Source organism: Cobetia sp. PDI-12MA, assembly GCF_059507695.1.
Map to the genome: position 1 here is coordinate 1,752,854 of NZ_CM183351.1, position 20,993 is coordinate 1,773,846.

16 protein-coding genes are annotated in these 20,993 nt (G+C 59.8%); 9 read left to right on the forward strand and 7 right to left on the reverse strand.

Annotated features, from left to right (window positions below; genetic code table 11):
* Nucleotides 1–115 precede the first annotated feature (115 nt).
* Nucleotides 116–1,582 (forward strand): aldehyde dehydrogenase family protein, encoded by a 1,467-nt coding sequence (locus AC5WNI_RS07615; RefSeq protein ID WP_495929020.1) that lies wholly within the window; start codon nucleotides 116–118, stop codon nucleotides 1,580–1,582.
* A 241-nt stretch (nucleotides 1,583–1,823) separates the two neighbouring features.
* Here the strand turns inward: AC5WNI_RS07615 and AC5WNI_RS07620 are convergent, their stop codons facing one another.
* Complete coding sequence (locus AC5WNI_RS07620) at nucleotides 1,824–2,630, reverse strand: sulfite exporter TauE/SafE family protein (RefSeq protein WP_175090232.1); 807 nt, start codon at nucleotides 2,628–2,630, stop codon at nucleotides 1,824–1,826.
* Nucleotides 2,631–2,937: 307 nt separating this feature from the next.
* Between AC5WNI_RS07620 and AC5WNI_RS07625 the strand changes: the two genes are divergently transcribed.
* From AC5WNI_RS07625 to AC5WNI_RS07655, 7 genes are all read left to right on the forward strand, one after another.
* Nucleotides 2,938–3,612: a response regulator gene (locus AC5WNI_RS07625; RefSeq protein ID WP_153635664.1), complete on the forward strand. Its 675-nt coding sequence runs from the start codon at nucleotides 2,938–2,940 to the stop codon at nucleotides 3,610–3,612.
* A gap of 148 nt (nucleotides 3,613–3,760) precedes the next feature.
* The gene (locus AC5WNI_RS07630; RefSeq protein ID WP_495929021.1) at nucleotides 3,761–4,924 is read left to right on the forward strand and encodes an ATP-binding protein; all 1,164 of its coding nucleotides are present in this window, start codon (nucleotides 3,761–3,763) and stop codon (nucleotides 4,922–4,924) included.
* A gap of 84 nt (nucleotides 4,925–5,008) precedes the next feature.
* Complete coding sequence (locus AC5WNI_RS07635; RefSeq protein ID WP_495929023.1) at nucleotides 5,009–6,961, forward strand: copper resistance system multicopper oxidase; 1,953 nt, start codon at nucleotides 5,009–5,011, stop codon at nucleotides 6,959–6,961.
* Nucleotides 6,962–6,970: 9 nt separating this feature from the next.
* Nucleotides 6,971–7,753: a copper resistance protein B gene (locus AC5WNI_RS07640; protein ID WP_279836302.1), complete on the forward strand. Its 783-nt coding sequence runs from the start codon at nucleotides 6,971–6,973 to the stop codon at nucleotides 7,751–7,753.
* Nucleotides 7,754–7,959: 206 nt separating this feature from the next.
* Nucleotides 7,960–8,370 (forward strand): hypothetical protein, encoded by a 411-nt coding sequence (locus tag AC5WNI_RS07645; RefSeq protein WP_153635667.1) that lies wholly within the window; start codon nucleotides 7,960–7,962, stop codon nucleotides 8,368–8,370.
* Between the two features lie 200 nt (nucleotides 8,371–8,570).
* Entirely contained in the window at nucleotides 8,571–9,302 is a 732-nt protein-coding gene (locus AC5WNI_RS07650) for a c-type cytochrome (protein WP_153635668.1), read from the forward strand.
* A gap of 116 nt (nucleotides 9,303–9,418) precedes the next feature.
* Entirely contained in the window at nucleotides 9,419–10,147 is a 729-nt protein-coding gene (locus AC5WNI_RS07655) for a class I SAM-dependent methyltransferase (protein ID WP_279836305.1), read from the forward strand.
* Nucleotides 10,148–10,233: 86 nt separating this feature from the next.
* On the opposite strand, the gene AC5WNI_RS07660 is transcribed toward AC5WNI_RS07655, so the two are convergent.
* The 3 genes from AC5WNI_RS07660 to AC5WNI_RS07670 all read right to left on the reverse strand — a co-directional run bounded on the left by AC5WNI_RS07660 (nucleotide 10,234) and on the right by AC5WNI_RS07670 (nucleotide 14,247).
* Nucleotides 10,234–11,460, reverse strand: coding sequence for a TauD/TfdA family dioxygenase (locus tag AC5WNI_RS07660; RefSeq protein ID WP_495929025.1), 1,227 nt, complete (start codon nucleotides 11,458–11,460; stop codon nucleotides 10,234–10,236).
* Between the two features lie 128 nt (nucleotides 11,461–11,588).
* A complete protein-coding gene (locus tag AC5WNI_RS07665; protein WP_495929026.1) occupies nucleotides 11,589–12,611 on the reverse strand; it encodes a GlxA family transcriptional regulator in 1,023 nt (340 codons plus the stop codon).
* 244 nt (nucleotides 12,612–12,855) lie between these two features.
* Nucleotides 12,856–14,247, reverse strand: coding sequence for a bifunctional diguanylate cyclase/phosphodiesterase (locus AC5WNI_RS07670; RefSeq protein ID WP_495929028.1), 1,392 nt, complete (start codon nucleotides 14,245–14,247; stop codon nucleotides 12,856–12,858).
* A 304-nt stretch (nucleotides 14,248–14,551) separates the two neighbouring features.
* On the opposite strand from AC5WNI_RS07670, the gene AC5WNI_RS07675 reads away from it, so the two are divergent.
* Entirely contained in the window at nucleotides 14,552–16,978 is a 2,427-nt protein-coding gene (locus AC5WNI_RS07675; protein ID WP_495929030.1) for a DNA polymerase II, read from the forward strand.
* A 73-nt stretch (nucleotides 16,979–17,051) separates the two neighbouring features.
* On the opposite strand, the gene AC5WNI_RS07680 is transcribed toward AC5WNI_RS07675, so the two are convergent.
* From AC5WNI_RS07680 to AC5WNI_RS07690, 3 genes are read right to left on the reverse strand one after another with little or no spacing between them, the layout of a single operon-like run.
* Nucleotides 17,052–18,218: a DUF1513 domain-containing protein gene (locus AC5WNI_RS07680; RefSeq protein ID WP_495929031.1), complete on the reverse strand. Its 1,167-nt coding sequence runs from the start codon at nucleotides 18,216–18,218 to the stop codon at nucleotides 17,052–17,054.
* 56 nt (nucleotides 18,219–18,274) lie between these two features.
* Nucleotides 18,275–19,438, reverse strand: coding sequence for an imelysin family protein (locus AC5WNI_RS07685; RefSeq protein WP_495929033.1), 1,164 nt, complete (start codon nucleotides 19,436–19,438; stop codon nucleotides 18,275–18,277).
* Nucleotides 19,439–19,454: 16 nt separating this feature from the next.
* On the reverse strand, nucleotides 19,455–20,957 hold the full coding sequence (locus AC5WNI_RS07690) for a di-heme oxidoreductase family protein (RefSeq protein WP_495929034.1): 1,503 nt from the start codon (nucleotides 20,955–20,957) through the stop codon (nucleotides 19,455–19,457).
* Between the last annotated feature and the right edge of the window lie 36 nt (nucleotides 20,958–20,993).

Genomic DNA, 20,993 nt, shown 5'->3' on the forward strand with positions numbered 1-20,993 from the left:
CGGTAGGGGGGATGCTCTCAGTTGGCGGTGCCATTCTGGCATAGCTGAGTTGCGGTGGTTGGGTTTTGCCACACTATCGCCATGTCTCCTATAACCCCATAGCACGGAGAGACTCATGCCTCGCGATTACCAGAACCTGGAGCAGCTACCTCTCGCCGGTGAATGGCGTGCCGGACGAGCCGGCAAGACGCTTGAGGTGTTGGACCCCTTCGATCAGAGCTCGCTGCTCTCGATTTCCATGGCCAACGCCGAGGATCTCGACGCCAGCTATCGCAAGGCGCGCGATGCCCAGCCTGACTGGGCCCAGACGCCGGCAAGCGAGCGCGCGGGCGTGATGCACAAGGCGGTGGAGCTGATGGACGAGCGACGCGAGGAGCTGCTCGGCTGGTTGATTCGTGAGTCCGGCAGTACTCGCATCAAGGCGCAGGCGGAACTGGCCGCGGCTCGCGCGATCACGCTGGAATCTGCCGCGATGGCCAACCGCGTGGCCGGAATGGCGATGGAGGCTCAGGTGCCGGGCAAGGAGAGCCGTATCTTTCGCAAGCCGCTGGGTGTCATCGGCATCATCAGCCCGTGGAATTTCCCGCTGCATCTGACCCAGCGTTCCCTGGCACCGGCATTGGCGCTTGGCAACAGCGTCGTCATCAAGCCGGCGAGTGACACGCCGCTGACCGGTGGCCTGCTGCTGGCCAGATTGTTCGAGGAGGCGGGCCTGCCTGCCGGCGTCTTGAGCGTGGTGGTCGGTTCCGGCAGCGAGATCGGCGATGCCTTCGTGGATCACGAGGTGCCGCGGCTGATCTCCTTCACCGGTTCCACCCAGGTGGGCAAGGGCATCGGCGAGCGCGCCGTCGGTGGTGATCATCTCAAGCACGTTGCCCTGGAACTGGGTGGTAACAGTCCCTTCGTGGTGCTGGATGATGCGGATATCGAGCAGGCGGTGGACGCCGCTCTGGTCGGCAAGTTCCTCCATCAGGGGCAGATCTGCATGGCCATCAACCGCATCATCGTCGATGAGTCGGTCCATGACGCCTTTGTCGATCGCTTCGTGGCGCGTGCCCGTGCACTCAAGGTCGGCGATCCCGCACAGGACGATACCGTCATCGGGCCGATCATCAATGCCAAGCAGCGTGATGGTCTACTCGAGATGATCGAGACGGCCAAGGGCGAGGGCGCCCAGGTGATGCTTGAGGGCGAGACGCAGGGTCAGCTGGTGCCGCCGCATGTGTTCACCGAGGTCACCAATGACATGAGTCTGGCCCGCAACGAGATCTTCGGTCCGCTGGTCGGCATCCAGAAGGCCCGTGATGAAGCTCACGCGCTGGAGCTTGCCAATGGCACCGAATATGGCCTTTCGGCGTCCGTCTTCACCGCGGATATCGCACGTGGCGAGCGCTTCGCGCGCCAGGTCGAGGCTGGCATGGTGCACGTCAATGACATGCCAGTGAACGATGACCCGCGCGCGCCCTTCGGTGGCGAGAAGAACTCCGGCCTTGGGCGCTTCAATGGCGACTGGGTGCTTGAGGAATTCACCACCGACCAGTGGGTCAGCCTGCAGGTCGAGCCCCGCCAATATCCGTTCTGATGTCTCTGACCTGTAGTTGACGCATGACAAGCAGCGCCCCGCTCAGCCTGATGCCTGAGCGGGGCGCTTTTGATGGTAGGTAATGCTGACGTGTCATGATGGACGAGGTAGGCAAAGAGCCAGCTCAGTGTGACACCCAAGGCATCCCTGTCGAGAGGACAGGGACACATGCTGTGATCATCAGCGCGACCGCCAGATGAGCCGTGCGTGAGAAGCGGATCAGGGCGCGCCTGACGGCGGATCAATGACTGATCAGAGAAGCGCTACCCAGCCAGGCAAGCCTGAGCGCCAGCAATGACAGCGCCCATTTGAACAGGCCATCGAAATGCCGGTTGGAGACGCGATCCAGAAAGCGCAGTCCGAGGCGGGTACCGATCAGGCCCGCGCCGATCATCAGCACGATCAGGGGCAACCACTCCTGGAAGAGAAACCCTGCCATGCCGAAGATGAAGGCTTTGGTGAGGTGCTGCGCGACCATGCAGGCCGCGAAGGTCGCCACCTTGGCGTGACGCTCGCCGCCGCCTTGCTTGATGAAGCTCGCGACCAGTGGGCCGCTGGCACCGATCAGACTCGAAAGGAAAGTCGTGATGGCTCCGGCGATCAAGGTGCCCGTGCGGCTCAAAGCTCGCTTAGGCAGTGCCGGCCCCCAGCAGGTGAACAGCACGAACAGCGCGATGGAAAGCTCCAGTACCCCTTCAGGCAAGCGGATCAACACCCAGGCCGCGACCAGCGCACCCAGCGCCACGCCGGGCAGAAAGGCCAACAGGCGGCGCATGTCGATATGGCGCCACGTCATCGCCATGCGCCCGCCGTTGGAGCCCAGCTGCACCATGCCATGCACCGGAATCAGGGCAGCGGCAGGCATCAACTGCGCCATGAACATGATCAGCAGGGTGCCGCCGCCGACCCCGACAGCTGCGGACATGGCTGACGTCAGCAGGGCAAGCAGCAGCAACGTGCAGACGATAGATAGCGAGAGCGGGAAATACTGCGCGAGGCCCTCAAGCAGGCTTGCGAGGTAGGGAATATCGGCGGGACTTGCGAGCATTGCGGGCATCCTGTGCAATTAGCCAATAGAGAGAGAATAGGGGCTCAGGCAGCCGACATGATGCATGTCCTGCCTGACAGGCGTGCAAGGCTACCGTGACCAAGAGGCGCTATCCAGCCAAGCGTGCGTGGCTGGATAGCGCCTAGGAGATTCGAGCGGCTTCGCGTGTTGGTGAAATTGCATGTTGCTGTCTTTTCAGCTAGAGATCAGCTTTCCCCTATAGGATGGTGAGGCTTACCATGGCATGTTGGTTTAGCCATATGCCGCAGTGTTCAGTGGGTGTTTTGTGGATCAGGAGAAAGCTGGCATGAAGCTGTTGTTGCTTGAAGATGATGACCTGCTGGCGGAAAGCCTGGCCGAGCTGCTTGAGGACAATGGTTATCGACTGGATGTCTCCTCCAATTTGAATGATGCGCAAGCCTTCATGGCAACCGAGCAGTACGCGCTGGCCATTCTGGATCTGGGACTACCGGACGGCTCCGGGTTGGATTTGCTCAAGCGCTGGCGTCAAGGTCAGGTGGATATTCCGATACTGATTCTCACGGCCCGTGACACGTGGGAAGACAAGGTCGTCGGTTTGCGCAGCGGGGCAGATGATTACCTGACCAAGCCATTTCATGAAGCAGAGTTGCTGGCACGTCTTCATGCGCTGCTTCGGCGTCGTCAAGGGGCAAGTCATGGGTATCTTCAGGTGAGCGGAATTCAGCTGGATGAAGAGGCGCAGCGTGTGTGCTGTGATGGAGAGCAGTGGGCGAGCTTGACGGCCACCGAATTTCGCCTGTTACGGTACCTCATGCATCATCCAGACAGAGTGCACTCCAAGACACAGTTGCTGGATCAGCTATATGCCCTGGAGCAGGACGCCGCGGCGCCCAATCTGGTAGAAGTCTATATCGCTCGCCTTCGCCGCCGCCTGGGCAAGGACTTGATACAGACCCGCCGCGGACAGGGTTATCTGCTTGTTTCACATCGATCGTCGTAGCCTTCGTTTTCGCCTGCTGACCCGCCTGGGAGGTGCATCCCTCGCGGTGGTGTTGTTTGCCTGGTATCTGCATGGCTTCTTTCTCCACGAGCTGGCGAAGGACTTTCTTGGGGAGCGTCTCAAGGATGAGGCATCGCATATCGTCACCTTGCTCAAGAAGGATGAGCGGCCTGTTGCCCAGCTCATGGCAGCGGCCCGTGAGGAATCTCTGAGCTTTCATCATTTCTATGTGTTGCGAGTCGGGGAGAAGGTCAGTACCTCGTTGCCTGCCTTGCCGACGCAGATGCTCCCTTTGCTTGAGGGCAAGGGGGATGCGTTATTCATGCATCAGTTTCAGCAACAGCCACTGTTGGTCTATCGGCACGTCTTCGATATCCGCGGGGACGCGGTGCAATTGTTGATTGCCGAGAATTTCTCGCCAGTGGAGCAGGGCTTGACCCGAGTTCATTGGTGGATCGCCGCCAGCGCCATCCTGTTGTGGGGGATTCTGATATCACTCAATCTGCTGGCGGTAAGGCGGGGGCTCAAGCCGTTGAGTGTCCTGCGCCATCAATTGAGTGAACTTCAGTCCGGGTATCGAAAGCGGATTGTGCTTGAGGCCCCTTCCGAGCTTGATGCGCTGGTATCACAGCTCAACACCTTGCTGGATGAGTTTGATCTTAGGTTGACTCGTTCACGAGAGTCTGTGGCGAATCTGTCCCATGCGCTCAAGACACCTCTGGCGGCACTGACACAGGTGCTGCGTGGCAAGCGACCGATCAATGAGGTACGTCGTGGCAAGATGCTGCAACGTGTAGAGACGATTCATTCCCAGCTGGAGACAGAACTCAGGCGAGCCCGCATTGCTGGCCCGCGCGCCGGTCAGACAACACGCCCGGCTGAAGAGGCCCAGCGCTTGATCGAGATGTTCCAGGGGATCTATCCGCAGCGTACCTTCTTGCTGGAGTGTCTGGGCGTATCTAATGAGCATGCGGATAGCTGGGTGAATGTCGAGACACAGGATTTCACCGAAATGCTCGGCATATTGCTGGATAATGCGGGCAAGTGGTCTGTCAATCAGGTGCAATGCCGATTGACGATAGAGAGTGACCAGATCGTGCTCTGCGTCGAGGATGATGGTCCGGGGGTGCCGCAGGCACAGTTGGCCCATCTTGGCGAGCGTGGGTGGCGTCAGGACGAAACTCACCCGGGTTATGGGTTGGGGCTCTCCATTCTTGCCCATCTCGTCAAGCATTACGCTGGTTGCGTGAGCTACTCAACAGCCGGCGCAGGGGGATTGAGAGCCGAGGTGCATCTGCCCACACGCAAATAGGCACTCCATTCAGGTTCGTTTCAGCTTGCCGTGGCTTCATCCATGTCATGACTCTTCATTCATGACTCGGGAGCAGCAACGGCCATGGCACCAAAACCGTCTGAATTTTCTGTATCACGTCGTCAGTTGCTCAAGGGAGGTTCTGCCCTGGGGCTGGGCGCAATGGTGTCAGGCGTGGCACCCGCCTGGGCCAACCCCTGGGGGCGCACATCAGGTTACTCCCAAGGGGTTGAGCATGGGCCCGAGATCTCTCTTGTCATTCGACGTGAAGACATCGACATTGCCGGGCAATTCGCTCGTCCTATCAGCATCAATGGCAGTAGTCCCGGGCCCATGGTGCGCTTGAAGGAGGGGCAGGATGCTGTCATCAAGGTGACAAACCTGCTCGATGAGCCAACCTCCATTCACTGGCATGGCATCATACTTCCTCCGGAAATGGACGGCGTGCCGGGTATCAGCTTCGCAGGGATAGCACCGGGCGAAACCTTTACCTACCGGTTTCCTGTCACTCAGAGCGGTACCTACTGGTATCACAGTCATTCAGGCCTCCAGGAGCAGGAAGGCCACGCAGGACCATTGATCATCGACTCCGCAACACCCGAAGCCTTCACCTATGATCGTGAGCATGTCCTGCTGCTGACTGACTGGACATTCGAAGACCCCAAGTCCGTATTTCGCAATCTCAAGACCATGGAAGGCTACTATAACTACCAGGAGCGCACCGTCGCTGATTTCTTTGCGGATGTACGACGGGGTGGTTGGGTGGACACGATCGAGTCGCGCAGCATGTGGGCAGAGATGCGCATGAGCTCACGGGATATTGCCGATGTCACCGGCAGTACCTATACATATCTTCTCAATGGTCATTCACCAGAAGAAAACTGGAGCGCGCTATTCAAGCGTGGGGAAACAGTGCGTCTGCGTGTCGTCAATGGCTCGGCAATGAGCTACTTCGATTTACGCATTCCCGGCTTGAAGATGACCGTGGTGGCGGCAGATGGTCAGCCAGTGCAACCGGTTGAAGTGGATGAGTTCCGTATTGCCGTGGCGGAAGCCTACGATGTGCTGGTAACACCGGAAGATGACAAGGCGTACACCATCTTCGCCGAAGCCATGGACCGCAGTGGCTACGCGCGAGCCACGTTGGCACCCCGCCCCGGAATGGAGGCGCCCGTACCTGAACGACGGCAGATCGCTGATCGCGGGATGGAGGCCATGGGCGCTCATGCTGGAATGGACCATTCGCAGATGGCAGGCATGGATCATTCGCAGATGGCGGGCATGGATCATTCGCAGATGGCGGGCATGGATCATTCGCAGATGGCGGGCATGGACCATTCGCAGATGGCGGGCATGGACCATTCGAAGATGGCAGGCATGGACCATTCGCAGATGGCGGGCATGGACCATTCGAAGATGGCAGGCATGGACCATTCGAAGATGGCAGGTATGGACCATTCGCAGATGGCGGGCATGGACCATTCGCAGATGGCAGGTATGGACCATTCGAAGATGACTGGCCTGCAAGCCGATGCAGCCCAGGGCGGCATGCTGATGGCGGGTGCTGCTCAGCAAGGGGCTCGTTATGACCAGGCAGGAATCGGTCTGGACCAGTCGCTGCGTCGTGTACTGGTCTATCAGGATCTCAAGGCCTATTCACCATGGCCGGACAGACGTGGGCCCATGCGCGAGATGGAGTTGCATCTGACCGGCAATATGGAACGTTATATGTGGTCCTTCGATGGCAAGAAGTTCAGTGAAGTCAATGGCCCTATTCATTTTCATAAAGATGAGCGCCTCCGTCTCATCTTGATCAATGACACCATGATGGAGCATCCCATTCATTTACATGGGATGTGGATGGAGCTCGAGAATGGCCACGGTGACCTGATCCCTCGCAAGCACACCTTGAATGTCAAACCCGGTGAGCGCGTCTCAGCGTTGATCACTGCCGATGCAGAAGGTAGCTGGGCTTTCCATTGTCATCTTCTGTACCACATGGATGCAGGTATGTTCCGTGTCGTAAAGGTTTCCTGAGGAGTCATCATGTCAATCAGTCAGCATTCATTTCGTCTTGCCTGCGTGACGGTATGTCTATTCTCCAGTGCTGGTGCCTCCCAGGCATTTGCCCAGGATGGATATGATGCCCCGGCGTCATGGCCATCGCCCATGGCCGAACATCTCCAGTGGAGCGCAGTTTTCGATCGCCTGGAATATAGCCTTCCGGACAAGGGAGAGGACTCCCTGGTGTGGGATTTTCAGGCCTGGTATGGCGGAGATACCCACCGCGTCTATCTCAAGTCAGAAGGGGAGAATGTCCAAGGCGATGGTGAAGAAGCCGAGTTTGAATCCCTTGAGCTTCTCTACAGTCGCCTGGTTGCCGATTTCTGGGAGTTCCAGGTTGGAGCTGGCTATCAGGGTGGTGTGTTCAACGATGATCATGATGAAGGCGTATATGGGGTCTTCGGCTTTCAGGGGACCGCCCCCTACCGGATCGAGACGGATGCCGCAGTGCAGTACCGAGAGGAAGGTATCGTGACTGCCAGCCTGGAGCTTGAACATGATGTGCGCCTGACCCAGCGCTGGTATCTACAGCCACGTAGTGAAATGGTGTTCGCTGCCAATGAGTCCAGGCAGCAGGGGATTGGGGCGGGCCTCAACTCAGTACGAATCGGCTTGCGTGCACGCTATGAGATAACTCGGCGGGTAGCGCCTTACGTCGGCATGTACTGGCAGAGAGAGTATGGCGAAACCGCCGATATGCAGCGTGAAGAAGGTGAGGATGTGGAGGATACGGCTGTCGTGGTCGGTGTGCGCATGATGTTCTAGAGGTGTCAGGATGGCAGTGACATTTTTCAATTGAATAGCGGTGGTGTAGTTGCGTGATCATGTTTTACATGAATATGCAGAATGGCCTTTTGATTGGGAGACTATGTCTTATGGTTTTGTACAGTGATGATAATCTATTCCATTTTCAGGATGTTTTCAGGTTGTGTTGCCATGATGATAAGTGAACCCATAAAAAGATGATTTTCATGAAAACATCAACGCTGTTACTTGCTGCTACCATGACTTTTTTTACCGCTGTGACGCAGGCCAATGATGAGCATAGCCGTCTTCCGACTCTTTCGGCTGGAGTTTCAGAAACATATGGACTTGTGGCTGGAAAGCCATTGCGTTTCCAAATAGCCGTTGAACATGATGCAGTTCTAAAGATCAGCAGTCGACATTTTGCAGCTGATTCGAGTAAGAACAACCTGATGACTGCTGTGCTACGAGACCCACAAGGAAATGTCGTCGCGACAGCCTCTGATGATAATGGGCATTTTTCACTGGAGCAGGATGTCCAAGAAGGCTATTACCAATTGGAGGTCGCAGGAAATTCAATAAGTGGTTCGGCTGACGAAAATGGGCGTAGCTATTCTCTAAATGTTGCTTTTGAATAAGAGGTGGTTATGGCGAAAGATGATCAATGATAGGTTTAATGTAAATTGCTGAGCGATATTTGAAAATTATTCATTGATGTTGTGTTGTAAATAAGGCGTCACTCTGGATCGTGTTGATGGCCGGCATTCGTCGGCCTTTTTTTTCGCTTTGGTTGACAGCCTTGTCATTGACTATTCTTGCCGCCTAAAAGGGGGGCGACATGAAGAAATTATTGTTGGGGATGTGTCTGGCATTCATGGTGCTGCTGGCAGCAGGGGCCGGAGTCATTTACTCCGGCGTCGTCAGTGTCGCGGCAGATGATCCGCATGGGTCATGGGTCCATGGAATTCTTGAAACGGCGCGTGAACGTTCGATCGAAAGCCACGCGAGTGATATCGCCGCGCCACCCCTCGATGATGAAGCCATGAAAGTGGCGGGGGCCGGCAATTATGCATCGATGTGTGCCTCCTGCCATCTCGCGCCAGGCATGCAAGAGACAGAGCTCAGCAAGGGGCTTTACCCCAGTCCACCGAATTTTGTATCTTCGGATATGCATGGTGAGCCTGAAGAGCGCTTCTGGGTCATCAAGCATGGGATAAAAGCCAGCGGAATGCCGGCATGGGGCAAGAGCATGCAGGATGAATATATCTGGCAGATGGTCGCTTTCATGCAAGAGCTACCGGACATGAGTGCTGCTCGTTATACGGCTCTTGTGGCAGCAAGTGATGGTCATCAACATGGCGGAGGGGAGACTGCACAATCACCGTCATCGCATCATGACGATGACACCCGCCAACCACATCACGCTAGGGAAGCTGATGGGCCTGCTGATTTACAAGACAGCCATGAGCCGGAGGGCAGTCATGAGCCGAAAGAGAATCATGAGCCGAAGGACAGTGGCCGGGCTGAGGATCATCCTCACTCATCACATGATGCAGAGCATCAACATTGAGGCCAGGGCCAGCATCAGGCATCGGAAGTGACGTACACGGCCAGCCGCAAACAACATGGCGTGCCTGACCGGCGTGCAATGCCAGAGCCGGCCTCTGTTACGATGGCGACCCTTTCATGGCCACGCTTGCAGGTGACACCTTGGCAGTCTCACGCGATGAGGATCTCTATTCAGGTAGCGTCGACTGGAACGCCATCTATCGTGAGGGCTATCCACTAGAGCGCATTGCCCGGCGCCTGGCGCGGTTGTTGCCCGACGATCAGGGCCAGCCAGTGCTGATGGCAGGCTTTGCCGAGGTCGCCGCGATCCTGTCACGTCAACATGACGTGCGATTCGTGGAATATTCCCAGTACATGGTGGAGGAGGCGCGGCGGCACTGGCCTCAGCTTGACGAGGTGGTGCACGGCGACATTCTCGATGTGCTGGCAGAGACGCCGGCATCCTGCGTGGCGATCAGCTGTCGCATCAGTGCCAACTGGCAGCAGGGCGAGCAACTCGCGAGACTCGTCAAGGCGATTCTTCGTCATCCACGCCTGCGAATCGTGATCGATGCCTTTGATGTCGAACGTCTGCCGTTGTCCACACGCATCGTGTCGGGCAGCGGTCGTCATCAACTGGCCTGGCAGACCCTGTCACGTCACATGCTGGAGCCGGAATGGGGCATGCATGCCGTCCACTGGCGGGGCGAGAAACCTGACATGCCGGCATGGGTCAGCGCCTTTGAACCTGCGACGCTGACCCGATGTCTTGCCCGCCAGTTGCCCGGTCATGAGGTGCGTTGTCTGCCGCCCCTGATCCCGCTGGACCCCGGCTTCACGCTCGTCATCACGCCACGCACGCCCTGATTCCCCGCACGTTCTCATTCTCATGCCGGCCATCGGCGTGAGCTGATGTGTGAGCCAATGCGCGAGCAGAGGCACGCCGTGCCGAATCACACCGTCTGGGTGGCTTCCTCGACCCGCTCGGCGCGTTCGGCACGCTTGAGCATGCGATAGCGAGAGCGCACCTCGTCACGCTCCAGATAGCAGCCCTGCAACCAGCGGCTGCCGCTGTCGCCCTCGAAGGCATCGCGGGCGTGCAGCAGGCGACGATTGTCGAAGATGACCATGTCGCCGGGGGCATAGGTGAAGCGCATGGCGAAGCGCGGCTCACGCAACATGCGCTGCAGCGTCATCAGTGCTTCATAGGCGCTCTCGGTCTGCTCGAACGGTGCCATCATCGGCCCGCGCAGGAAATCGGCGATCCGCACCTCCAGCAGTTCTCCTGCCTGACCCAGCACGATCATCGGCGAATACCAGACGTGATCGGTGTTGCGCGAGGTATTGGCGTAGCGCCAGTGCACCGTGGTGAGTGTCTCGTAGGCCTCGGGGTGTTCTTCCTTCAGCGCCGCCGCGATGGCGAAGCCGTCCATCATCACCGCCATGCCACCTTCCACGGTGTTCTCGAGACAGTAGAGGCACTGCAGGCCCGGCTGATATTCCCGGGTTGGCAGGTCCACATGCGGCGGCAAGGCGATGGAGGTGTAGGCGTTGGAGTCCGGATTCTGGATCGCGCGGACATTGAAGAGGTGGCCGAAGTTGGTGGTGCGGATCGAACCGATACGTTCAGCGACCTTTTCGATGGCGCCTTCCTCCGTCGGCAGGTTGCGCAGGCGGACCAGTCCCTTGCCGAGCAGTTCGTGCAGGGTGGGAGACAGAATCTCCGCCTCCTGCGCACTGCCATGATCGGCCTCGGCCAGGCGGGCGGCATCGATGGTCGGCGGCTGTTCCAGCTGCTCGCCGTGCCAGAGCGTCAGTGGTGGCAGTTCCGACGGTAGCGCGTCCTGGTTGTCATAGTCATTGGCGCGCAGGAAGCCCGGGTGGAAGCGCAGATGGCGGTCTTCGGGCGTGAACAGCACGCTGAGTGCGCCGTCCTCATCGATACTTGCATCGGCGATTTCCGGCCAGGCGGGAATCTGGGAGAGGTCCAGAATGCGTTCGCGGGTCGCCGGATTGACGGTGGTGTCGTCCGCGGCATTCTCGCGCAACCAGACACTATGAAAACGGCTGATGCGGCCATCACTCCAGGTCACGCTCAGGTAGCGTGCTTCGTGAACGACCTTCACGAGAGTCTCGTCAATTGGCCAGCTGTCGTAATCGGGTGTGATCGGGAGCGCCATGGAGGGTCCTTCCTTCTGTCAGGTGAGCGATTCCCCGACAGAATGGCAGCCAATGGCGCTCGCTACTGTGCCCAACTCGACACTGACTGTGCCCAATTCGACATCGCAATGCGGTTCACGTGAGAAGATCATCCCAAGGGACGCGGTGGCTGGCGGCGTGCCTGGGTCGGGGTGATGCCGAAGCGACGGCGGAAGGCGCGAGTGAAGCTTGAGTGAGACGTGAAACCGCAGGCCAGAGCGATATCGGTGACGCCGTGGCGGGTATCGTGAAGCAGACTGCGTGAATGCAGCAGGCGGCACTCACCGTGATAGGCGCGAGGTGTACAACCGAGCCCTTGCTGGAAGCGGCGCTCCAGCTGACGCCATGAGAGGCCGAGTTCATCGGCGAGTGCCTCGATGCTGAGCGGGGCCTCCAGGGTGTTCTCCATACGCGTGATCGCACGTCTGAGCAGCGGGTCGGCCAGGTCGGCCGTCTGCTGGCTGATGCCGCGCTGGCGACTGGCCGGCAGTCGTCCCTGGTCGAGAATCAGCTGTTCTCGTACTGCCTGATAAAGCGTCTGACCATGCTGGCGGCGGATCAGCTCCAGGCTCATGTCCAGCGGAGCGCTGCCGCCGGCGCAGAAGAAGCCATCGTCACTGATTTCATACAGTGACTCCACGGCGTCCACCTCATCGAAGCGCTGGCTGAATTCCGGCAGGCTTTCCCAGTGCAGCGTCACCGTCTTGCCGGTGAGCAGGCCGGCGCGCGCCAGCACGAAGCAGCCGGTATCCACGCCGCCGAGCTGGCAACCGCTATGAGAGCGCTCCTGTAGCCAGTGCAAGGTGCGGTCTTCCAGATAGGCTTCCGGGGCAAAGCTGGTGCACACCACCAGCTTGTCCACTGCGGCGAGCTCATCATGTGCGGTATCCACCGGCAGCACCATGCCGTTGGAGGCCTTGACCGACGCGCCATCCTGGCTTGCGAGTGTCCACTGATACAGGCGTGTTCCGCGCAGTCGATTGGCGATGCGCAGCGGCTCGATCATCGAGAACAGCGCGACCATCGCGAAGCCCGGCAGCAGAAAGATGCCGAGTTGGTGACGATCAGCGGGGGCAGGCGAGGCAAGGGTGGCGGTCAAGGGCGCGATGCTGGTGGGCTGGTCAGACAACACGCCGTCTTCCGGAAGGCCGAAGGCATAGGACGCATCGGGCGGCGTAGCGCTTGAATCGTTTGAAGGCATGAGAGTAGGCAACGACGACGTCGGGTGGCTCAGCAGGAGAGGCTGAGTTTGACCTTAGCGTGTTCGTTATCTGAGTGCGAGGGCGCTGCCAGTTGGGGAGCACGCTTTCGCGCCTGACACGCTTCGCCCCTTGCGACTCCCTGATCAGGGCCAGCAAGGGGCGATAAGTGGTGTATTACAGCATCTTGAGGCAGTTGCGCCCGGCTTCCTTGGCGGCGTACATGGCTTCATCCGCACGCGCGATCATCTGTTCGCGTGTCAACGTGGCATTTGGTTCTAGGCAGGTGAGACCAATGCTCAGCGACAGTGGTAAGCGTTGGCCATTGTGCTCCACCACGCTGTCTTTTATGCGCTGACGTAACAAGTTGATACGCGTGGCCGAGTCACTGAGTAGCGAGTTGGGCAGGATAGCCAGAAACTCTTCGCCGCCCCAACGTGCGAGAGTGTCGCTGGGCAGCAGAATGTCCTTTGCCATTTCCCCCAGCTGCTGAAGCGCGAGATCACCGGCATCATGGCCGTGTTTGTCGTTGATCTGCTTGAAGTGATCGAAGTCCAGCAGTGCCACGCACAGTGGCTCAGATAATTCACTAGTGGCAAAGGACGCCAGGTTCTCATCCAGCATTTCTTGAGCGTGGCGTCGGTTATAAAGGCCGGTTAGCGGGTCGGTGATGGAGATTTTTTTCAGCGCCTGATGGGCCTCTTCCAGCGCATTGATATCATTGGCACGCGCTATCTCATGACCTGCCCATAAGGCAATGAGACGTACCAGCTCGATATCCTGCTGGGTGAAGGGTTTTACCTGATCGGGGCTTGAAAAGTTGAAGGTACCGTAGCGCTCGCCATCCACAATTACTGGCGCGCCGATATAGGCTTCAAGATTGAAGTTGGCATAGCAGGGATGGTTGCGAATCTCGCTACTACCCACGTGATGGAAGGCCTGGACGCTATCTGCTTTATAGACGTGATCACAGTAGGTGTCGCTGAGCGCAAAACTCAGTCCTGGCTCCAGCAGGTCCTCCGGATGGCAGGCGCGCTGAACCACGTAATTTCCGCCTTCGATACGGCTGAATATGCCAATGGGAAGGCCGAAATGTGAACAGCCAAGCTTGAGCAGCTCGTCAATACGCTCATCAAACCCGAGGTTGCGGGAGGACGTGATGGCGTGCAGCTTCTGCAGCATGTGTTCTGCTGTCACGCGGCGCGAGACATCGCGTATCAAGCCGAACATGAAGAGCTCATCACTGTCGGGGTCCTTGATCGGACCGCCAATGGTTTCCCCGTAAAAGAAGGTGCCGTTACTGCGACGATAACGGATGACTCTGCCTTCGCTTTCTGGTTTGGCATTCTTGCTGAAGCGTCTTTCTCCTTGGCGATCAAATTCATCGCTGTTGGCGTAAAGCAATCGCGGCTGCTGACCGATCAACTCCTCGCGTGGGTAGCCGAAGGCCTTCACCGCACTGTCATTCATGTAGGTGATTCGGCGCTGATCGTCGGCGAACAAGATGATATCGTCAATTTGACCCATCATCTGGCTCAGTAATTTTTGAATCATCTCAAAGCTTTGCATGTGACATGCTCCTTGAATCGTGCCGCTGTCTTGGGAGAGGCATTCCTTGCCGCAGTCATCAATTTTGTCGCTGGGAAGGCGCGGACGTTTTCGCCATAAAGCTCAGGCTGCATGACGGATGTAGTACTATACAGAATTAATATTAACGTATGAGGATGTGATCGCGTCTTGATCTCATTCTGCTCGGCATTCGTGTATTCAACGTAAAGGTAATGCTGTGCCAGAAGCCGCACCCGAAGTGTCCTGCCAAGCTCGTGCTTCTCAAGTTGAGCGCAAGGCTCCCCCCGCTTTGCCGACCCCGGCTGTGCCAGAGCTTCCTGTAACAGAGCTTCATGGTTTCGTGCTGACACGCCATTGGCTGGATACGCCCGAGGGGGTGGTGGTCAGCTTCTGGATTCGTACTGACGAAGGCGCCGTACATGTCGAATGTGCGCCTCAGGAAGTCGTCGCTTTCCTGCCCGCTGAACACCAGGTGTTGGCTCAGACACTAGTGAGCTTTGAGGCCGGCGCTGAGCTGCGTCCGCTGGTGCTGGAAGACTTCCACCACCGCCCGGTGGTGGGGCTCTACTGTCGTGAATATCGCACCCTAGGCCAGCTGGCGCGCCGTTTGAAGGCGATTGACGTCGACGTCTATGAAGCGGATGTTCGTCCGACGGACCGCTACCTGATGGAGCGTTTCATCAAGGCAGGCGTCACGGTGCGAGGCGAGCATCAGCCTGATGGCAGCGTGACTAATGCGCGCCTGACACCGCTTGAGGGCTATCGTCCACCACTGCGCTGGGCATCGCTGGATATCGAGACCGATGCCCGGGGCAATCTGTATTCCATCGCGCTTGAAGGCTGCGGCCAACGTCAGGTCTACATGCTGGGCCCAGCGAAAGGTGAGACGACTGCCCGATGCGATTTCGGGCTCGAGTATCGGGACAGCCGGCGTAAATTGCTGCAGTGCCTGATCGACTGGGTGGCACGCCATGATCCGGACGTCATCATCGGCTGGAATGTCATCCAGTTCGATCTGCGCATGTTGGTACGGCTCTCGGAGGCCGAGAATCTGCCTCTGCGCCTGGGACGCGATGGCAGCACAATACAGTGGCGAGCGCATTCGCGTCAGGCGGAGCATTATTTCGCCGAAATTCCCGGCCGGTGGGTGGTGGACGGCATCGAGGCGCTCAAATCGGCCTTCTGGCATTTCGAGTCGTTCAGTCTCGAGAATGTCTCGCGTGAACTGTTGCAGGAAGGCAAGGCCATCGATGACCCCTATGGCCGGCTGGACGAGATTCTGCGCATGTTCGCCGAGGACAAGCCTTCCCTGGCGCGCTACAACCTCAAGGATTGCGAGCTGGTCACGCGTATCTTCGCGAAGACGCGGCTGATGGAGTTTCTGCTCGCGCGGGCGGCAGCCACGGGGCTCGAGGCAGATCGCAGCGGTGGTTCGGTGGCGGCCTTCACGCATCTGTATCTGCCGAGGTTGCATCGGCTGGGCAAGGTCGCGCCCAATCTGGGTGACGTGGTGGGGGAGGACAGCCCCGGCGGCTTCGTGATGGATTCCCAGCCCGGCCTTTACGACTCGGTGCTGGTGCTGGATTTCAAGAGTCTGTATCCCTCCATCATCCGCACTTTCCTGATCGACCCGCTGGGCCTGATCGAAGGGCTACGTGGGTCGGAGAACCGCTCGGATGATGCCCCTGAGGCCGGTGTGCCCGGCTTTCTCGGCGCGCGGTTCTCGCGTGATCGACACTGCCTGCCGGGCATCGTCGCCGAGATCTGGCAAGCACGTGACGCCGCCCGCGCGGCGGGTGACGCCCCGCTGACCCAGGCGCTCAAGATCATCATGAATGCCTTCTACGGTGTGTTGGGGTCACGCGGTTGTCGTTTCTTCGATCCACGGCTGGCGTCCTCGATCACGCGGCGTGGTCATCAGATCATCCAGCAGACGGTGGAATTGATCGAGGCGCAGGGCTATCGCGTCATCTATGGCGATACTGACTCCACCTTCGTGTGGCTGGGCGCTGCGCATGACGAAGCCGAGGCGAGCCGGATCGGCCATGAGCTGGCGGCCCATGTCACCGACTGGTGGCGACGGCATCTCAAGGACAGTCTCGATCTCGACAGCGCGTTGGAGCTGCAGTTCGAGACCCACTATCAGCGCTTCGTGATGCCGACCATTCGCGGGGCCGAAGAGGGTAGCAAGAAACGCTACGCCGGACTGCAACAGACTGGCTGCAGCGGCCAGACGGAACTGGTGTTCAAGGGACTGGAGTCGGTGCGCTCCGACTGGACGCCGCTGGCCAAGACCTTCCAGCAGGGACTCTATCGCCGCATCTTCGAAGGCAGCCCCTATCAGGAGTACCTGAAAGGCTACGTGCAGGATTACCTGCAACGCCATGCCCATGGCGCGGCGGACGCCACGGATGTCGAGGCCTTGATCTACCGCAAGCGACTGCGGCGCAAGCTCGACGATTATCAGCGCAACGTGCCACCCCATGTCCGTGCGGCGCGTCTGGCGGATGACGAGAACCGCCGACGGGGCCTGCCGTTACGCTATCAGCGCGGCGGCTGGATTCGCTATGTGATGACCACCTCCGGCCCGGAACCCGTCGAGTATCTGCGCTCGCCCATTGATGTCGAGCACTACCTGAGTCGTCAGCTCAAGCCCGTCGCCGATGGCATCCTGCCGTTCGTCGACGATGGTTTCGATCGCCTGCTGGATCGTCAGATGACGCTGTGGTGATTTGCACGTTTCGGCGCTCCAGTTCCTGCTACCACATCGCCTGCACCCGGTTATCGAAGCGCCAGAGGCCTGCCTACATCAGCGCCAGGTGATTGTCCCAGTGGGTATTCGCCAGCCGCACCGGGCCAAGCGCCGGCAGCCCCTCCTCATCGATCAGCAGCCACTCGCCGCGACCATTGCTGACCACGAAGCCTGCAGGCGTCTGCTGCGTGGCCGGCACCGCCAGCACGCCTGCGCAGTCGGCGAAGTCCAGAGTCGTGTCCAGCTCTCCCGTCGCGAGATTCCAGAGCGTGATCAGATTGCCGCGTGGGGCAGTCGCCACGGCCAGTCGCCCATCGGGGGAGACGGCGATACTGGCGATGTACTGCTTGAACTGCGCGACGTAGTCCCGCGGCAACGGCAGTTCCTGCAAGCGGTCACTGCCGGGATGCTTCATCACCACCAGCGGGCGGTGATCCGCCGCGGAGCCCTGGTACTGATAGCCCGCGACGATGACGCCCTCGCGGCTGACGTCCAGGTGGCGCAGTGACAGCTGGTGATGGGAGGGCTCGCCTTGCCAGCGAATCTCGCCCGAGACACGGTCGAGCAAGGTCAGATTCGACTGCATGCTGTCCAGGTTGAGCTTGATCCGACCGGTTTCAGGCCGCGTCAGAATCCCGCCATTGGCGATGATCAGCTGTTGGCCATCCGGATGCAGGCGAATTTCATGCGGGCCGACCCCGCCACTGGCGAACTCACCGATACGCGCGAAGTCATGATTCACGTCGTAGATGCCGATGCGGCCTTCTCCGGGCGCGATGGCATTCTCGGTGGTGTAGAGCAGGCCGCCATCCGGGCTGAACACGCCATGTCCATAGAAGTGACGGTCCGGTGCGGCTTCGATGCGTGCGATCCGCTCGCCACTGTCGAGGTCGAAGACATTGATTTCCGTCCCCGGGCGCCGTGAGAAGATCAGCGCCCACGGCTTGTGAGGATGCCGGGTGGCGCCGTGGGCGCGCTGGCGTATCGGCTGGCGCCAGCGCTCCGCTCCCTGATAACTGGTGCAGCTGGCAAAGTGCTGCCCCGTGTCATCATCACATGCCGAGATGGCCACCCCGAGTGGCTCGCGCCCCTGGGCACTGGCGGCGTTGTTGCCGCCCGCCACGGCCATGCCGCCGAGCAGTCCCATCAGTGGCGTGCAGGCCAACGCCTTGAGCAGCCGACGTCGCTGGCGGGCGTCGGCTGCGTGTGTGTCTGTCATGCCGTGAGGCATCTCGCCTGGCCCCTTGTCAGTTGTCATTCGCCGCTCTCAATTCCTCAGTCACCATCGGTGCTGTTGAAGCCCAGTGACAGGCCAAGCGCCGGGTTGAGCGTGTCGGCAAAGCCGGCCTGCAGGGTCTCGACATGGATCATGGCCTGCTGCAGCTCACCATTGCGCGGATCATCGCGCAGTATGCCGGCGAGGTCATTCGGCAGGGCGGCGAAGGCCTGGCGCGCATCGACAAAATCGCTTGTGGTGGAGGCCACCATGCTCGGGTCGACCTGGCCATTCAGATAGCCTTGAATGCCTGCGACATCGTCATTGCCAAGCCAGAGGCGTTCCATCATCGCCAGGGTCGCCGCAATGTTGGCAAGCCCCATGCCGCCACGCCAGGACTCAGCCGCATAGGGGTTGGCCGTGCCGCCGTTGTCGAGGCCGATCGGTCGGCGCAGTTTGCGGTCCTTGATGGCTTCCAGCTGCACGGTCAGCGCGCGAACCAGAGACAGCACGGCGTCACGTGAATCGCTGAAGGCGCCAGTGCCTTCGGCCAGTTGTGGTGCGAATTGCTGCCACTCATCACGCAGCGTCTTGCCGGTATTGGCGGCGTAGGCGGTGTTGGTCGTCATCAACTCGCAGCGACGTGAGTCGGCCGTCAGGGGCGAGTCGGCATAGCGGGCATCGAACAGCTGATACTCCACGCTGCCCAGCCCCTGCATGACGATAGATTGCTCCGCCAGACTCTCGACCGTGATCGGGGCATCACCGGCGAGCAGGGCGCGCGTCTTGCGCGCGACCAGATCCTTCTTGTCCGGCCAGAAATACAGCTGCCATTGACGCGAGTTCTGCAGTATCGGGCCCATTTCCACCCAGTTGACCTGATTCAGTCCCAGCATGGCGCTGCGCCAGTCCTGCTTGAGGGTGTCGAGGGTCACGTCATCCTCGGCGGAGCAGAACGCTTGAGTATGCTGCGCGAGCTGTTGCAGGCGGCTGGCAAGTTGCTGGTGCGCCTCGCTCAGCGTGTCAGCGGCATACTGGCTGACGGCCTTTGCGCTGGTGGTGTCTGTGTTGGCGGCAGAAGAGCCCGTCGCCGCCAGTGTGCTCGTAGGCAATAGCGCGGCGCCCAGCAGTGTCATGCCACAGGCCATCAGGGCCAGGGGCGAGGTCTTGCGCTGGGCAGGTTTCATCGGGGTTGCGGCAGGTGTGAAGGTGTCGCGAGGCATGAACGGGTATTCCTTGTCAAAGAGTCTCGAGGAAGCGCAACAGGGCTTCACGCTGGTCAGTCGGCAGGGCCACGACGGCATCGCGGCTGGGCTGGGCTTCGCCACCATGCCAGAGCACGGCCTCGAGCAGGGTGCGGGCACGGCCATCATGCAAGAAGCCCGTGGCAGGGTTGACCGTCTGGGCCAGGCCGATGCCCCACAGGGGCGGCGTGCGCCATTCCTGGCCGCTGGCCTCGAATTCGCGGCGATCATCTGCCAGTCCTTCGCCCATGTCATGCAGCAGCATGTCGCTGTAGGGCCAGATCGTCTGCTCGGCCAGTTGTTCCGCCACGCCGCCGGACTGGGTGGTCAGGCGTGGGCGGTGGCAGCTGGCGCATTCAAGCTCGCGAAACAGTTGCTCGCCTTGGCGCACCGTCGGGTCATCGATATCACGCCGGGTGGGCACGGCCAGATTGCGCGAGTAGAAAGCCACGTTGTCCATTACGTTGTCGTCGACCTCGATCTCCCCCCCATCGGGCAATGTCTCGCACTTCTGAAGCGGGGTGCAGTCGGTGGAGCTGACCAGATTGGAAGTCAGCCCCATGTCACCGGCGAAGGCCTTTGCGCTCTGCTGTCGCACATCGGGCTGGCCGGCCTTCCAGCCGAAACGGCCCATGACCTCGCGTTGCTCGGCGAGTGACCAGACAGTATTGGCGCGCCCGCTGATGCCGTCGCCATCCGCATCCTGCGGGTCGGCCCACTCGAGCAAGGTCTCGTCACTGACCGCCTCGAGCAGCCCCAGCCCCACCATGCCGGGGGCGAGACGTGGGGAGAGCGCGATGGCGCCCGGGTCACCGAAGCCGGGCTCGACGATGGAATAGCGCGGCTTGCGCAATGCGATCACTTCCCCGTCCGCCAGGGTCACCGTCACTTGCTCGTAATCCACCTGCATGCGGCCTTCGCGCTCGATGCCAGGCACGGCGGCATTCTGCAGCTGGGTGCCATAGACAGGATGCGGCATCACCCCAGCGATACGTCGGAATTCACGCTCCTCATCGCTCCAGCTGTCCTCGTGGCTGTCCGGCATGCCCAGGCGCAGGAACAGGCCCACCGAGGGATCGCCATCGGCCGGCAGACTGCCGCGACCATCCTTGACGTGGCAGTTCTGGCAGGCATTGGTGTTGAACAGCGGGCCGAGGCCATCACGCGCCGTGGTGCTGGCGGGCGCGATCACCCAGGGGCTCTTGAAGAAGCTGTTGCCGACGCTGAAGGACAGACGTTGATCGAAGCTCAGGTTCTTGGCCGGCAGGGAGTAGGCATTGGTATCGTGCTTGCGCACGCTGCCCTCGCCACCGCTTCTGGCGGTGTCCTGCAATGGCAGGGAAGACAGATAGCTCATCACTGTCATCGCGGAATCTGCCGTGGGCTTGGCATGATATGCCAATGCCGCCTGAGCAGGCAGACACGCCAGGGCGATGGCAAGTGGCAGGGAGCGGGTCAGGGAAGGACGCAGCATCATGTCGTGGTGCAATATTGGCATATAGGGTTTTCCCGGCTTGCGCGGTCAGGCTGCTCG